This is a genomic window from Magnetospirillum sp., from assembly GCA_027532905.1.
In the GTDB taxonomy this organism is placed as follows: Bacteria; Pseudomonadota; Alphaproteobacteria; order CACIAM-22H2; family CACIAM-22H2; genus Tagaea.
In genome coordinates this window covers 1031136-1045290 of the sequence record JAPZUA010000002.1, presented here as the reverse complement: position 1 = coordinate 1045290, position 14155 = coordinate 1031136, and the positions used below count along the sequence as shown (strand labels likewise).

At 63.9% G+C, this 14155-nt stretch carries 11 protein-coding genes; 3 read left to right on the top strand and 8 right to left on the bottom strand.

Annotation, left to right across the window (positions count from 1 at the left end; genetic code table 11):
- Nucleotides 1-63: 63 nt before the first annotated feature.
- The 4 genes from O9320_12980 to O9320_12965 form a co-directional block, all read right to left on the bottom strand.
- Entirely contained in the window at nt 64-858 is a 795-nt protein-coding gene (locus O9320_12980) for a xanthine dehydrogenase family protein subunit M (protein ID MCZ8311761.1), read from the bottom strand.
- A gap of 34 nt (nt 859-892) precedes the next feature.
- A complete protein-coding gene (locus tag O9320_12975; GenBank protein MCZ8311760.1) occupies nt 893-3265 on the bottom strand; it encodes a xanthine dehydrogenase family protein molybdopterin-binding subunit in 2373 nt (790 codons plus the stop codon).
- A 53-nt stretch (nt 3266-3318) separates the two neighbouring features.
- Nucleotides 3319-3792 (bottom strand): (2Fe-2S)-binding protein, encoded by a 474-nt coding sequence (locus O9320_12970; GenBank protein ID MCZ8311759.1) that lies wholly within the window; start codon nt 3790-3792, stop codon nt 3319-3321.
- An 84-nt stretch (nt 3793-3876) separates the two neighbouring features.
- On the bottom strand, nt 3877-4473 hold the full coding sequence (locus O9320_12965; protein ID MCZ8311758.1) for a carbon monoxide dehydrogenase subunit G: 597 nt from the start codon (nt 4471-4473) through the stop codon (nt 3877-3879).
- Nucleotides 4474-4633: 160 nt separating this feature from the next.
- Here O9320_12965 and O9320_12960 point away from each other — a divergent pair, with 160 nt between their 5' ends.
- Nucleotides 4634-5608, top strand: coding sequence for a TAXI family TRAP transporter solute-binding subunit (locus O9320_12960; GenBank protein ID MCZ8311757.1), 975 nt, complete (start codon nt 4634-4636; stop codon nt 5606-5608).
- Between the two features lie 163 nt (nt 5609-5771).
- Nucleotides 5772-8138, top strand: a complete 2367-nt coding sequence (locus O9320_12955; protein ID MCZ8311756.1) for a TRAP transporter fused permease subunit — start codon at nt 5772-5774, stop codon at nt 8136-8138.
- A gap of 4 nt (nt 8139-8142) precedes the next feature.
- On the opposite strand, the gene O9320_12950 is transcribed toward O9320_12955, so the two are convergent.
- The 3 genes from O9320_12950 to O9320_12940 form a co-directional block, all read right to left on the bottom strand.
- The gene (locus tag O9320_12950; GenBank protein MCZ8311755.1) at nt 8143-9636 is read right to left on the bottom strand and encodes a tripartite tricarboxylate transporter permease; all 1494 of its coding nucleotides are present in this window, start codon (nt 9634-9636) and stop codon (nt 8143-8145) included.
- A gap of 2 nt (nt 9637-9638) precedes the next feature.
- Complete coding sequence (locus O9320_12945; protein MCZ8311754.1) at nt 9639-10112, bottom strand: tripartite tricarboxylate transporter TctB family protein; 474 nt, start codon at nt 10110-10112, stop codon at nt 9639-9641.
- Between the two features lie 80 nt (nt 10113-10192).
- On the bottom strand, nt 10193-11176 hold the full coding sequence (locus O9320_12940) for a tripartite tricarboxylate transporter substrate-binding protein (protein ID MCZ8311753.1): 984 nt from the start codon (nt 11174-11176) through the stop codon (nt 10193-10195).
- 143 nt (nt 11177-11319) lie between these two features.
- Between O9320_12940 and O9320_12935 the strand changes: the two genes are divergently transcribed.
- The gene (locus tag O9320_12935) at nt 11320-13194 is read left to right on the top strand and encodes an ABC transporter ATP-binding protein/permease (protein MCZ8311752.1); all 1875 of its coding nucleotides are present in this window, start codon (nt 11320-11322) and stop codon (nt 13192-13194) included.
- On the opposite strand, the gene O9320_12930 is transcribed toward O9320_12935, so the two are convergent.
- Entirely contained in the window at nt 13191-14141 is a 951-nt protein-coding gene (locus O9320_12930) for an ABC transporter substrate-binding protein (protein ID MCZ8311751.1), read from the bottom strand. The two genes, O9320_12935 and O9320_12930, sit on opposite strands and share 4 nt — an antisense overlap.
- Between the last annotated feature and the right edge of the window lie 14 nt (nt 14142-14155).

Genomic DNA, 14155 nt, shown 5'->3' with positions numbered 1-14155 from the left:
AAACAGCTTCGACGCCGACGGAATAGCTTCCGCCAGCGTCGAAGTACAACAATATGGCGTGGTTCAGCCTGCCGCTGCCACCGCGCGCTTGGCCATCACGCCCACGAGATGGGCGCGATAGTCTGCCGCTGCATGGATGTCGCTGTTGAGGCCGTCGGGCGAAACCTTGACGCCTTCGAGCGACGACGCACCCCAGCTCTTCGACAGGGCTGCTTCCGCGTCCGACCAGCGGAACACGGCCGAGGCTGCACCGGTGACGGCGACGCGCGCACCCGAGGCGGCTTTGGCGACCATCACGCCGACCAGCGCATAGCGCGAGGCGGGCTGGCCGAATTTGACGTAAGCGGCTTTCTCGGGGATCGGGAAGCTCACCGACACGATGATCTCGCCGGGCTTCAGCGCCGTTTCGAACATGCCGAGGAAAAACGCATCGGCCGGGATTTCGCGGCTGTTGGTCTTGATCGTGGCACCCAAGGCCAGGCACGCCGCCGGATAGTCGGCCGCCGGATCGTTGTTGGCGATCGAGCCGCCGATCGTGCCGCGATTGCGCACCTGCGGATCGCCGATCCCGTCGGCAAGTGCGGCAAGAGCGGGCAGGGCCTTCTTGATTTCGGCCGAGGCTGCGACGTCGCGGTGGCGCGTCATCGCACCGATCGTGACCTTGCCGCCCGCGACCGCGATCCCGGACAGATCCTTGATGGCCGAGAGATCGACGACCGCACTGGGCTTCGCCAGGCGCTGCTTCAGCGTCGGGATCAGCGTCTGGCCGCCGGCCAGCGCCTTAGCGTCGCCGTCGGCGGCAAGAAGTTTGGCTGCATCGGCGACCGTGGCGGGTTTGTGGTAGGCAAAATCGTACATCGCAAATCTCCTTGTTCGATCAGATTGGGGCGGTCTACTCGGCGGCCATGCGGTGGCCGCCATTGACGATCGCCCAGATTTTCTGCGGCGTTGCCGGCATGTCGATGTGGCGAACGCCGAAATCCTTGAGCGCGTCCACGACCGCATTGATGACGGCAGGCGGCGAGCCGATGGCGCCGACCTCGCCCACCCCCTTCACGCCGAGCGGATTGTGCGTGCACAAGGTGATTGCCGTCGAGACCTTGAAGGACGGCAGATCGTCGGCGCGCGGCATCGTGTAGTCCATGAACGAGCCCGAGCGCAGCTGGCCCTTGTCGTCGTAGACGCATTCTTCCATCAGGGCTTGGCCGATCCCTTGCGCCAAGCCGCCATGCACCTGGCCCTCGACGATCATCGGGTTGACCACGCGACCCACGTCGTCGCATGCCGCAAAATCGACGACCTTGACCACGCCCGTGTCGGGATCGATTTCGACTTCGCAGATATGCGCGCCGCCGGGGAAGGTGAAGTTCTTGGGATCGTAGAAGGCGGTTTCGTCCAAGCCCGGCTCGAGCGTTTCGAGCGGATAGTTGTGCGGCACGTAGGCCGTGAGTGCGATCTCGCCGAAGCTCTTGGACTTGTCCGTGCCTGCGACCGTGAATTTGCCGTCCTTGAACTCGATGTCGGCCTCGGCCGCTTCGAGCAGATGGGCCGCGATCTTCTTGGCTTTATCGACGATCTTGTCGAGCGCCTTGACCACGGCGGTACCGCCCACGGCCAGCGAGCGCGAGCCGTAGGTGCCCATGCCGAACGGGATCTTGTTCGTGTCGCCGTGCGAGACTTCGATCTGGTCGAGACCGATACCGAGCCGCTCAGCGATCAGCTGCGCGTAGGTCGTCTCGTGGCCCTGGCCGTGGCTGTGACAGCCCGTGAACAGCGTAACGGAGCCGGTCGGGTGCACGCGCACATTGGCGCATTCGTAGAGGCCTGCGCGCGCGCCCAAAGCGCCCGCAATGTTCGAGGGTGCAATGCCGCACGCTTCCACATACGTGGAAATGCCGATGCCGCGCAGCTTGCCGGCCTTCTTGGCCGCGGCCCGGCGCGCTTCGAAGCCCTTATAGTCGATGGCCTTCAGCGCCCCTTCGAGAGTGGCGAAATAGTCGCCGCTGTCATATTGCAAGGCGACCGGCGTTTGGTACGGGAACGCGTTGGTCGGGATGAAGTTGCGCTTGCGGATTTCAATTCTGTCCATGCCCATTTCGGCCGCCGCAATGTCGACGATGCGCTCGATGAGGAAGGCCGCCTCGGGCCGACCCGCACCGCGATAGGCATCGACCGGCACGGTGTTCGTGAACACGGCCTTCACTTCGGCATAGATCGCGGGCGTGGTGTAGACGCCCGCCAAAAGCGTTGCGTAGAGGTAGGTCGGGATCGCGGGCGCAAAGGTCGAGAGATACGCCCCCATGTTCGCGAGCGTGCTGACTTTGAGCGCCAGGAACTTGCCGTTTTTGTCCAGCGCCAGTTCGGCATGCGAAACATGGTCGCGGCCTTGTGCGTCCGACATGAAGCTTTCGCCGCGTTCGGCCGTCCATTTGACCGGTCGGCCGATCTTGGGCGCGGCCCAGGTCACGAACGCTTCTTCGGCATAATGGTAGATCTTCGAGCCGAAACCGCCGCCGACGTCCGGTGCCACAACGCGCAGGCGGCTTTCCGGAATATGCAGCACGAACGCGCCCATCAGCAGGCGGATCACGTGCGGGTTCTGGCTTGTGGTGAAGAGCGTGTATTCGCCGGTTGCGCGATCATATTCCCCGACTGCCGCGCGCGGCTCCATCGGATTGGCGATCAGGCGATTGTTGACGAGGTCGATTTTGGCGACCTTGTAGGCGTTCTTGAACGCAGCAGCGACTTGGTCTGCGTCGCCGATATGCCAGTCGAAGCACAGATTGCCGCCGGCATGCACCGCAGGCGCACCCGGCTTCAGCGCATCGACCAAGCCCACGACGGCGGGAAGGTCGGCAAGTTCGATGTCGATGAGTTCGGCGGCATCCTTGGCTTGCGACAGCGTTTCGGCGACGACGACGGCGATCGGATCGCCGACATGACGGACGTGGTCGATCGCCAGCACCGGATGGGCCGGTTCCTGCATCGGGCTGCCGTCTTTGTTTTTGACGAGCCAGCCGCAGGGCAGGCCACCGATCGCATCGGCCGCCATGTCGGGGCCGGTGAACACCGCGACCACGCCTTCGGCCGCTTTGGCCTTGCGGGTGTCGATGCGCACGATCTTGGCATGCGCGGTCTGTGCACGCACGAAATAGGCGTGCACCTGGTTCGGGCGCGAGATGTCGTCGGTGTAGTTGCCCTGGCCCGTCAGGAACCGGTAATCCTCTTTGCGGCGCACCGCGGCGCCAATTCCGTCGATTGCCATGTGCGTTTCTCCCTGCAGCGTTTCGCGTTTGCGCGATTATTCGCTTGTCGAGTTTATTTCGCGGCGGCCATCGCTTGAGCGCCGGCTTGCACCGCTTTGACGATGTTGTGGTAGCCCGTGCAGCGGCAGATATTGCCTTCGAGCCACTCGCGCACGTCGTGTTCGCTCGGATTGGAATTGTGCTTGGCAAGCTCGATGGCGCTCATGACCATGCCGGGCGTGCAGAAGCCGCATTGCAGGCCGTGATGTTCCTTGAACGCCGCCTGCATCGGGTGAAGTTCGTTGCCGTTGGCAAGCCCTTCGATCGTCGTGACGGACGTGCCGTCGGCCTGGGCCGCCAGCACCGTGCACGATTTGACCGACTTGCCGTCGATATGCACGACGCATGCGCCGCATTGGCTGGTGTCGCAGCCCACATGCGTGCCGGTCATGCCGAGTTTTTCGCGCAGCACCTGCACCAGCAGCGTGCGGCCTTCGACCTCGGCGGAAACCTTCTTGCCGTTTACGGTCAGCGAAATCTTGGCCATCGTCTCTCCCCTTGATGTTTCGTTCGATGATTTTTGGTTCGGTTGGGTCGCAGTGTTGGGGGTGCTTGGGTCCGCCGTCAAGCGTCAACCGCGCAACACCATCCACAGCACGATCGCGACCGCCGCCACCAAGGCTGCGATCCACACGCTCTGCGGCAGACCGCCGCTTTGCGGTGCCGAAATTGCGGGCGTTTGCGGCGTTTCGTCCGCAATTGCGGTAGGCGCTTCGGCCGCTGCCGGCGGTGCGACGGTCGCAGCAAACTTCCCGAAAAATTCATCGGCCAGTTTTTTGGCTGTCGCATCGATGAGGCGCGAGCCGAGCTGCGCCATTTTGCCGCCGACCTGGCTGTCGGCCGTGTAGGTGAGGATCGTGCCGCCCGCACCGTCCTCGGCCAGCTTCACGATGGCTGAGCCCTTGCCGAAGCCGGCAACCCCGCCCTGGCCTTCGCCCGCGATCTTGTAGCCGTTGGGCGGGTCGATGTCCGACAGCGTCACCTTGCCCGTAAACCGCGCGGTCATCGGGCCGATCTTGAGACCGACCTTGGCTGCAAAGCCGTTATCCTCGGTTTTGGTCAGTTCCTCGCAACCCGGAATGCATTGTTTGAGGATCTCGGGATCATTGAGACCGTCCCAAACCACAGTCCGGGGCAGGGGAAGCCGGTATTCGCCGCTAAGATTCATGGAGATGCCCGCTCATTTGCGCCATTTGCGCAAAATATTGGTGGAAAAGCGACACAAGTTTCCCATATTAACACCACCGAGTACCAGGGTGTTTCGACGCCATTTTTGCGTTGAACAAAACCGCAGGCGCGGACGCGCCGCAACAGGGAGGTTTTCCAAGATGACCATTAATCGTCGTTCCGCACTCGCGATGGGTGCCGCAGCCGCCAGCCTGCTCGCAGCCCCGGCAATTGCCCAAGGGCGTCGCCGCATCACCGTCGTGACCGGCGGCACGGGTGGGGTGTTCTACCCCTATGGCGGCGGCTTGGCGAAGCTGTTTGCCGAAAAGATGACCAACACGCAGGCGACCTCGCAGGTCACCGGCGGTTCGGTCGACAACGTCAAACTGCTGCACTCGGGCGATGCCGAACTCGGCTTCTCGACGATGGACAGCGCTTACGACGGCATGATCGGCGAGGGTGCCTACAAGGCCGACGGCAAGCAGGATATCCGCGTCATTGGCATGCTGTACGATTCGTTCCTGCATGTCGTGGCGAGCCAGTCCTCGAACGTGACGACCGTTGCCCAGATGCGCGGCAGGCGCATTTCGGTGGGTTCGGCCGGTTCGTCGACCGAATCGATCGCCGACCGCGTGATCGCGGCGAGCGGTCTCAACGAAATGCGCGACATCACGCGCGACAATCTCGGCGTCGCGGAATCGGCCGGTGCCCTCAAGGACGGCAAGATCGCCGCGTTCTTCTGGATCGGCGGCATCCCGACGGCGGCGGTGCGCGAGCTTGCGACCGGCGGCCAACCGCCGATCCGCTTCATCCCGACGACCGCTGAATTCGCGGTGCTCGACGCCAAGTGGCCAGGCCTCTACCGCCCGTTCAATCTGGCGGCCGGCTCCTACGCCAACCAGACAGAAGCGCTGGGCGGCCTCGGCGTTGCCAACGTTTTGATCGTGCCGACCAAGCTTCCCAACGCCATGGTCACTTCGATGCTCGAGACGATCTTCAACAACCTCACGGAAGTGCAGGGGATCCATCCCGAAGCGCGCAAGCTCACGCTGCAGACGGCGGCCGGCAAGTCGGCCGTGCCGTTCCATCCGGCGGCGGAAGCTTTCTACCGCTCGAAGGGCATCTCAATGTCCTAAACCCCCATCGGATGGGGTGAATGGCGAAGACCCGGAACCTCTGGTTCCGGGTCTTTTTTGTTTTCATTCCGGCGTTTCTTCTTCCATAAGTATCGAACAGGGTAGAGGGCGAAGACCCGCCGCAGATGCGGGCTGTCGCCAATTTCGAGGGAAGTTGCCGCCGATGGTCAATCCGAATGCCGCCGACAAGGTCGAATTGTCGGCTGAAGAACTCGAGCGTCTTTCCTCGGACAGCGAAGGCGGCCCCGCCAAACGCCTGACCGGCTGGCTCGGGTGGCTCACCGGCGCCGTCGCATTCGGGCTTGGCGCCTATTCGCTCTACTGGACGCAGTTTTCGATCAACACGACGGTCTATCGCTCGAGCTTCCTCGGCGTGGCGCTGGCGTTGATCTTTGTGCTGTACCCGCTGCTGCGCGACGCCAAAGAAACGCGCCGCGCGACGATCGAAGAATGGTGCGTAGCGCTGCTCGGCGTCGGGGCCATGTACGTGCTCTATCTCGAGGGCCGCATTTTCGAGCGCAGCCCGTTTGCGGGCGGTCTGCTCATCATTGTCGCGCTGTGTTTTGCCGCCTATCCGCTCATCGTTTCGAGCCGCATCCTTTCGCGCACGCAGCTTATCGACTGGATTTTCGTCGGCTTCGCGCTGTGGACGGCTTGGTATCTGGCCGCCAACATCGAATCCTACAAAACGCGCCCGACGCGCCCGACGGCCGACGAACTCGTGCTCGGCGGCACGCTGATCCTGCTCATTCTCGAGGGGACAAGGCGCACGATCGGCTGGATTCTGCCCGCGATTACGGTCCTTATTCTGCTTTACGGATATTTCGGGCCGTCGATCCCCGAGCCGTTCGACCATCGCGGCTTTTCGATAAACCGGATCATCGGCCAGAACTATCTGACGCTTGAAGGCATCTTCGCGACGCCGATGGACGTGGCTGCGACCTTCATCATCCTGTTCACTCTATATGGGGCCGTACTCGACCGCGGCGGGGCGGGCAAATTTTTCATCGATTGGGCGTTTGCGCTGTTCGGCAAAAAACCGTCGCCATCGGCCCCGGGCCGTGCGGTCGTGGCATCGGGCTTCCTGCTCGGCACCGTCTCGGGCTCTGGCGTGGCAACGACCGTGACGGTCGCCTCGCTCGCGTGGCCCATGCTACGCAAAGCGGGTTATCCGCCGACCGTGGCGGGCGGCATGCTCTCGGCGGCCGGCATTGGCGCCACCTTGTCGCCGCCGACATTGGGCGCCGCGGCGTTCATCATCGCCGAATATCTCGATATCGAATATCTCGTCGTGCTGATCTACGCGACGATCCCGACGATTCTCTACTACGTGTCGTGCTGGCTGATGACCGAGGCCGATTCGCGCAGCCTCAACATCAAAGCCATCAAGACGTCGGACGCGTCGCTGTGGCAGCTTACGATTTCGCAGGGCTACCATTTCCTGTCTTTGGCGGCGATCGCGTTTTTCCTCGTGCTTGGATTCACCTCGTTCCTCGCCGTGTTCTGGTCGATCGCGATCGCGTTCATGCTGTCGATGGTGCGTATGGAAAGCCGTCTCGTGACCATGTCGGCCTTCGCGGCGGGCACGGTTGCGGGCGTGCTCGCCTGGGCGTTCGGCTCGACCGCACTCCCCGAGGCGATGAATCTCGACGAATTGTTCGACGGGCGTATTTCGGCGTCGATCTTCTGGGGCATGGTCGTGGCGATCCTGGTGTCGGGCGTGCAGGCTGTGTTGGCTATGCGCGCAGGCCGCGAGCCCGATCCGGCCGCAACGCGCATGATCGAGGCTATTACGGACGGAACCCGCGGCACGCTCGGCATCATCGCCACGTGCGCGTGCGCGGGTCTCATCGTCGGCATCGTCAATCTGACGGGCCTTGGCCTGACGCTGTCCTCGATCATCGTGGCCGTCGGCGGCGGCGAACGCCTGCCGGTGATCGGGCTTGCGGCTCTTGCCATGTGGGTGCTGGGGCTCGCCGTACCCGTCACGGCAAGCTACATCATCGCCGCCGTGATGCTCGTCCCCGCCCTCGTCAATGTCGGCATCCCGGCACCGGCTGCGCACATGTTCATGTTCTACTACGCGGTCCTTGCCGACGTGTCGCCGCCGACGGCCTTGGCGCCGTTTGCAGCCTCGGCTATCTGCGGCGGCCGCCCGTTCCCGACCATGATCCAGGCCTGGAAATACACGCTGCCGGCATTCCTCGTGCCGTTGATGTTCTGCCTCACGCCCGAAGGGCTGCAGCTATTGATGCTCACGCCCGAAGGCAAATGGCCCGAAGATGTGGGCGATTGGTGGGGCATTTTCGAAACAACGATCACCTCGTGCTTGGCGCTCGTCGGCCTATGCGTGGGGATCACCGGCTATGCGCGCCAGCACGCGACCGCGATCGAACGCGTGCTGTCGCTCTTGGGCGGCATACTGCTGATCGCCGCCGACGCGCGCGCCGACTTGGCGGGCCTTGTCCTATTGGCGAGCGGGCTCGGCCTGCATTGGATGCGAACCCGGAAGACCGTGTCGGCAGCTTGATCGGTTAAGCCGCGCGGCGCTTGGCCATGTAGGCGTAGATGTGCGGGCCCAAGAGGGCGGCGGCGGCCAAGACCAGCAGTGTCGCCGACAAAGGCCGCGTCAAGAACACGGTCCAGTCGCCTTGGCTAATCGTCAGCGCGCGGCGCAGTTCCTGTTCGGCGAGGGGCCCTAAGATCATGCCGATGATTACGGGGGCGGCCGGGAAGTCGAAGCGGCGCATGAAATAGCCCGCAATGCCGACCGCGTAGAGCAGCATGAGGTCGATCACGCTCTGGCTGATGCCGTAGGTGCCGATCGTGGCGAACAAGAGAATACCGCCATAGAGCCAGGGCTTGGGCACGGCGAGGATCTTCACCCACAGCGGTACCAGCGGCAGGTTCATGACCAGCAGCATCACATTGGCGATGTAGAGCGAGGCGATGAGACCCCAGACGAGATTGGCCTGGGTCTGGAACAGCAGAGGTCCTGGCTGGATGCCGTAGCTTTGGAACGCCGACAGCATGATGGCGGCCGTGGCCGAGGTCGGCAGACCGAGCGTAAGCATCGGCACCAGCACGCCTGCGGCCGACGCGTTGTTGGCGGCCTCGGGGCCGGCCACGCCTTCGATGGCGCCGTTGCCGAATTCTTCGGGTTTGAGCGAGAGCTTCTTTTCGAGATAGTACGACAGGAAGGTCGGGATTTCAGCGCCGCCCGCCGGCAGGGCACCGATCGAGAAGCCGAGACCCGTCCCGCGCAGCCACGGTTTCCAGCTGCGTTTCCATTCCTCGCGCGTCATCCACAGCGAGCCCGACAGCGGCAAGAGCTCGTCCTTGCCGTGCGCGTGGCGCGAGGCGAGCCACAAGGTTTCGCCGACCGCAAACAGGCCGACCGCAACGACGATCACGTTGATGCCGTCGAGCAACTCGATCAGGCCGAAGGTGAAGCGCGGCTGGCCGGTTTGCAGATCGATGCCGATAAGCCCGAGCCAGATGCCGAAAAACAGCGACACGAGGCCGCGCACGGTCGAATTGCCGAGTACGGCCGATACAGTCACGAAGGCCAGAGTCATCAGGCAGAAATATTCTGCCGGGCCGAACTTGAGGGCGAGTTCCACGACGATTGGCGCCAGGAACGTGATGCCGACCGTGCCTATGGTACCGGCCACGAACGAGCCGATGGCCGCCGTCGCAAGGGCGGCCCCGGCGCGCCCGCGCTTAGCCATTCGGTTGCCTTCGAGCGCGGTCACGATCGTCGCACTCTCGCCCGGCGTGTTCAGCAGGATCGAGGTCGTCGAGCCGCCATACATCGCACCGTAATAGATGCCCGCGAACAGGATGAAAGCGCCCGTCGGATCGACCTTGAAGGTGATCGGCAGCAGGAGTGCGATGGTCAGCGCCGGCCCGATGCCGGGCAGCACGCCGATGGCCGTGCCCAGGAACGTGCCGATCAGCGCGAACATCAGATTGATCGGCGTGAGGGCGACGGCAAAGCCGTTCAGCAGCTGCGACAGCGTATCCATGGCTAGAACAATGCCTCGATCGGGCCCGACCCGATATTGATGCCAAGACCCTTGGCGAAGCCGACAAAGGCGACGGTCGCGAGCACGAAGCCCAATCCCAAATCGACATGCGGCTTGCGGCTGCCAAAGCAGCGCGCCGTGCACACGAACAGCAAGCACGACGCGATGATGAACCCGAGCTGGTCGATCAGTACGACGTTGAGGGCGAGGCCGAGCAGCAGCCAGCGGAAGCTGCGCCAATCGACCGGCAAGGCGATTTCGGGATCGTCGCCGCTCCAGCCGCCGCGCAGTCCGGCGATCAACAGAAAGACGCCGAGAATGCCGAGCGCGAAAGCGGTCGCGTAAGGAACGAAGGTGGGGCCGACGCGCGCATAGAGCGGCGAGACGGGAATGGCGGTGCTTTGCTGGAAGACAATGGCTGCAAAGGCCAGGACGGCAACGCCGACCCAGATTTCAGGCACCAAACGCATATTCATCCCCCCCGGGAAGACAAGAGCGGCGCCGAGCAGCCGCAGGCGGGCTGCTCGGCGCCGTTATCGGCACATTTTAGGCTTGTTTAGGTGGCAAGGCCAAGGCCGCGCAGGATCGCCTCGACGCGCGTGACTTCGCTCACCACATAGCGGCCGAACTCGTCGCCGGTCATGTAGATCTGCGTCCAGTCGCGCTTCTCGCACTCTTCCTTCCACTGGCTCGACTTGACCATGCGATCGACGAGGCCCAACAGCACGGTACGCTGTGCCGGCGACACGCCGGGGGCGGCGAACACGCCGCGCCAGTTGGCCAGTTCCACGTCGATGCCCTGTTCCTTCAGCGTCGGCGCGTCGATGCCGGGCTGGCGTGCAGGCGCGGAGATGGCAAGGCAGCGCATGCGACCGGCTTTGATCTGCTCGGCGAATTCGCCGTAGCCCGAAACGCCGGCCGTGGTCTGGCCGCCGAGGATTGCAGCCTGGGCAGGGCCGCCGCCGGCGAACGCGACGTAGCTCATCGCCTTGGGCTCGACTTTGAGCGCCTGGCCGATCATGCCGACCAGAATATGGTCGGTACCGCCGGCCGAACCGCCGGCCCACGACACGCCGCCGGGGCTCGCCTGGATGGCGGCGGCAAGGCTCTTCATGTCGCGATGCGGCGAGTTGGCGGGCACCACCACGGCCTGGAATTCGCCCGTGAGGCGGGCAAGCGGCGTGGCGTCGGTCATCTTGACCGGGCTCTTGTTGGCGATCAGCGAGCCGACCATCACGAGGCCAGCGACCATCATCACGTCGCCCTGGCCGCGCATGCCGAGGAAGCGCGGCAGGCCCACAGCACCGCCGGCACCCGGCACGTTGTCGAACTGGAAATTCGTCATGATGCCGGCGGCACGCATGACCTGCTCGATCGAGCGGCCGGTCTGGTCCCAGCCGCCGCCGGGGGCAGCCGGAATATACATGCGCAGACGGTCGAGCGTCTGAGCCTGAGCGAGGCCGGGCAGGGACGAGGCGGCTGCAGCGGCGGCAAGGCCGTATTTCAGCGCATCGCGACGGGTGAGGTCGAAATTCGACATTGGCGGGTACCTCCCAAGTGTTTTGTTGCCGAGTTTGGACTGTTTCTGTAGCCGACCTCGCTACCGCTAAGCAAGACCAGCATTGCGTGGATTATGCGCAGGCAACCCTAGTATCTACAATCGATAGTGCCTAACTTGGCGCAATGCGTCGCGTCGGCCCTGCAGATCCGCTTCACGTTCCCGGTGTCCAAGCTACGGGCGAATCCCGCGCGCTTTTGCGGCTTTTGCCGTATTTGTGGCCCAAAGGGCGGCCCGAAATCCGCGTACGCGTGCTGTCGGCCGTCGTGCTGCTGGTCGGTGCCAAGCTTGCGACGATCGTGATCCCTTTGTTTTACAAACAGGCCGTCGATGCGCTGTCGAGTGCGGGCGGGGCAGAAATCGCCTTGTCGGTGGCGGTCGGATTTGTGCTCGCCTACGGCGGCGCGCGCGTCGTGAGCCAGGTTTTCACCGAACTGCGCGAAATCGTGTTCGCGCGCGTCGCCCATCAGGCGATGCACCAAGTGGCGCTTGAGACCTTCCAGCATCTGCACCGGCTGTCCTTGCGCTTCCATCTCGACCGGCAAACGGGCGGGCTCAACCGCGCCATCGAGCGCGGGACGGCCGGCATCGAGAATCTGCTGCATTTCATGCTGTTCCAGATCGTGCCGACGATCCTCGAGATCGCGATGGTCTGCGGCATGCTCTGGTATCTCTACGATTGGCGCTTTGCCGCCATCACTTTCGCCACGATCGTTCTCTACGTCGCCTACACGTTTGCGATCACGGCGTGGCGCCTGCGCTATCGGCGCGCGATGCTCGAGGCCGAGGGCGAAGCCTCGACCAAAGCTGTCGACAGCCTGCTGAACTACGAAACAGTCAAATATTTCGGCAACGAGCGCCACGAAGCCCAACGCTTCGACAAATCGCTCGACGCCTACGAAAAAGCCGCCGTGCTCTCGAAAACATCGCTGTCGCTGCTCAATGTCGGGCAGGGCTTTGTGATCGCGGTCGGGCTCACCGGTGTCATGTGGCTTGCGGCCCAGATGGTGGCGGCAGGCAACATGACAGTCGGCGGCTTCGTGCTCGTGAACGCGTATCTCATTCAGCTCTATCTGCCGCTCAATTTCCTCGGCATGGTCTATCGCGAAGTGCGCCAGGCGCTGATCGACATGCAGTCGATGTTCCGCCTGCTGCACGCGGAAGCCGAGATCCTCGACAAGCCGGGTGCGCCCGACCTTGCGGTCGCGGGCGGCCATGTGCGCTTCGAGAACGTCAATTTCGGCTACGATGCGCGGCGACCGATCCTGCACGGGCTCGATATCGACGTGCCGGCCGGCAAGACGCTCGCCATCGTCGGCTCAAGCGGGGCCGGCAAATCGACGATCTCGCGCCTGTTGTTCCGCTTCTACGACATCGACGGCGGGGCAATCCGTATCGACGGCCAGGACATCCGCGACGTTACGCAAAGCTCGGTGCGGGCCGCGATCGGCATCGTGCCGCAGGACACCGTGCTGTTCAACGACACGATCTACTACAACATCGCCTACGGGCGCCCGTCGGCCACGCGTGCGGAGGTGGAAGAGGCGGCCCGGCTCGCGCGCATCCACGATTTCGTGATGGCGCTGCCCGACGGCTACAAATCGCGCGTCGGCGAACGCGGCCTCAAGCTTTCGGGCGGCGAGCGCCAGCGCGTGTCGATCGCGCGCACGATCTTGAAGCGCCCGAAAGTGCTTGTGTTCGACGAAGCCACCAGCGCGCTCGATACGCGCACCGAAAAAGAGATCCAGGATTCGCTGCGCCAGATCTCGGCGGGTGTGACCACGCTGGTCATTGCGCACCGCCTTTCGACCGTCGTGGACGCCGACCAGATCGTCGTACTCGACAAGGGCCAGGTCGTCGAGCGTGGGACCCATGCCGATCTGCAGGCAGCCGACGGCGTCTACGCGCAGATGTGGCGCCGCCAACTCGAAACGCGCGAAGCCCAGGCGCGCATCGAAGCGGCAGCGGCCCCAGTCTCGCCGGTCCCGGCGGGCCGTTAAAGCGCCACGGCGATCTTGTCGAGCGGCGGGACCGTCGCAATCAAGCCGTTTTTGGCCATGAACTCCGCAAACGCCAATTCGCGCGCGGGATCGAGGGCTGCCGGATTGCGTGCGTACAGCGGCACAGTTGCCTTCCATGCACGCCGGTTGAGTTCGTTGTCGAGATTGGCGCGGCCCTTGATGAACAAGTTCCAGGCGGCGTCGGGATTGGCGGCGGCATCGGCCGCTCCGCGCGCGACCGCGTCGAGAAACGCGCGCAGCTTGGGATCGCGGTTGCGGGCGCGCTCGCGTTGGGCGGCGAAGATCAACGCGTCGTGCATCGGGATGCCGTGCTCTTCGAGCAGAAACGCGCGGCCCTTCGAGCCTTCGATTTCAAGCTGGAACAGTTCGAAATTGCGGAACGCGCCGATGACGCCGTCCACGCGCTTGGTGAGCAAGGCCGGGCTCAGGGCGAAATTGACGTTGACGGTCTCGTAAGCGCCCGCCGGCACCCCGGCCGAGGCCAGCATCGTGCGCAGCAACGCCAACTCGACGCCCGAAATCGAATAGCCGATCTTGCGGCCGCGGAGATCGGCGAGCGTCTTGATCGGCCCGTCGGCGAGCACGGTCACGGTCGACAAGGGGCTGTCGATCAACGCGCCGATGCGCAAAGCCGGGATATCCTGCGAGGCCTGGAAGATCTGCGTGTGCGGATAGCTCACGGCGACGTCGCCGCGCCCGGCGGCGATCAGGCGCGGCGGATCGTTGGGGTCGCTCGGCGGCAAGATGCGGACATTGAGCCCGGCATTGCGGAAATGGCCGAGCTCCTGGGCGACGATGATCGGCCCGTGATTCGGGTTGACGAACCAATCGAGCAGCAGCGTGAACTCCGCCCCTTGCGCGCGCGCTGTTCCTGCAAGGAAAGGTGCGGCAGCAAAGCCAGCAAGAATGTTGCGACGGCGGATCATGGTTGGTCTCCCGG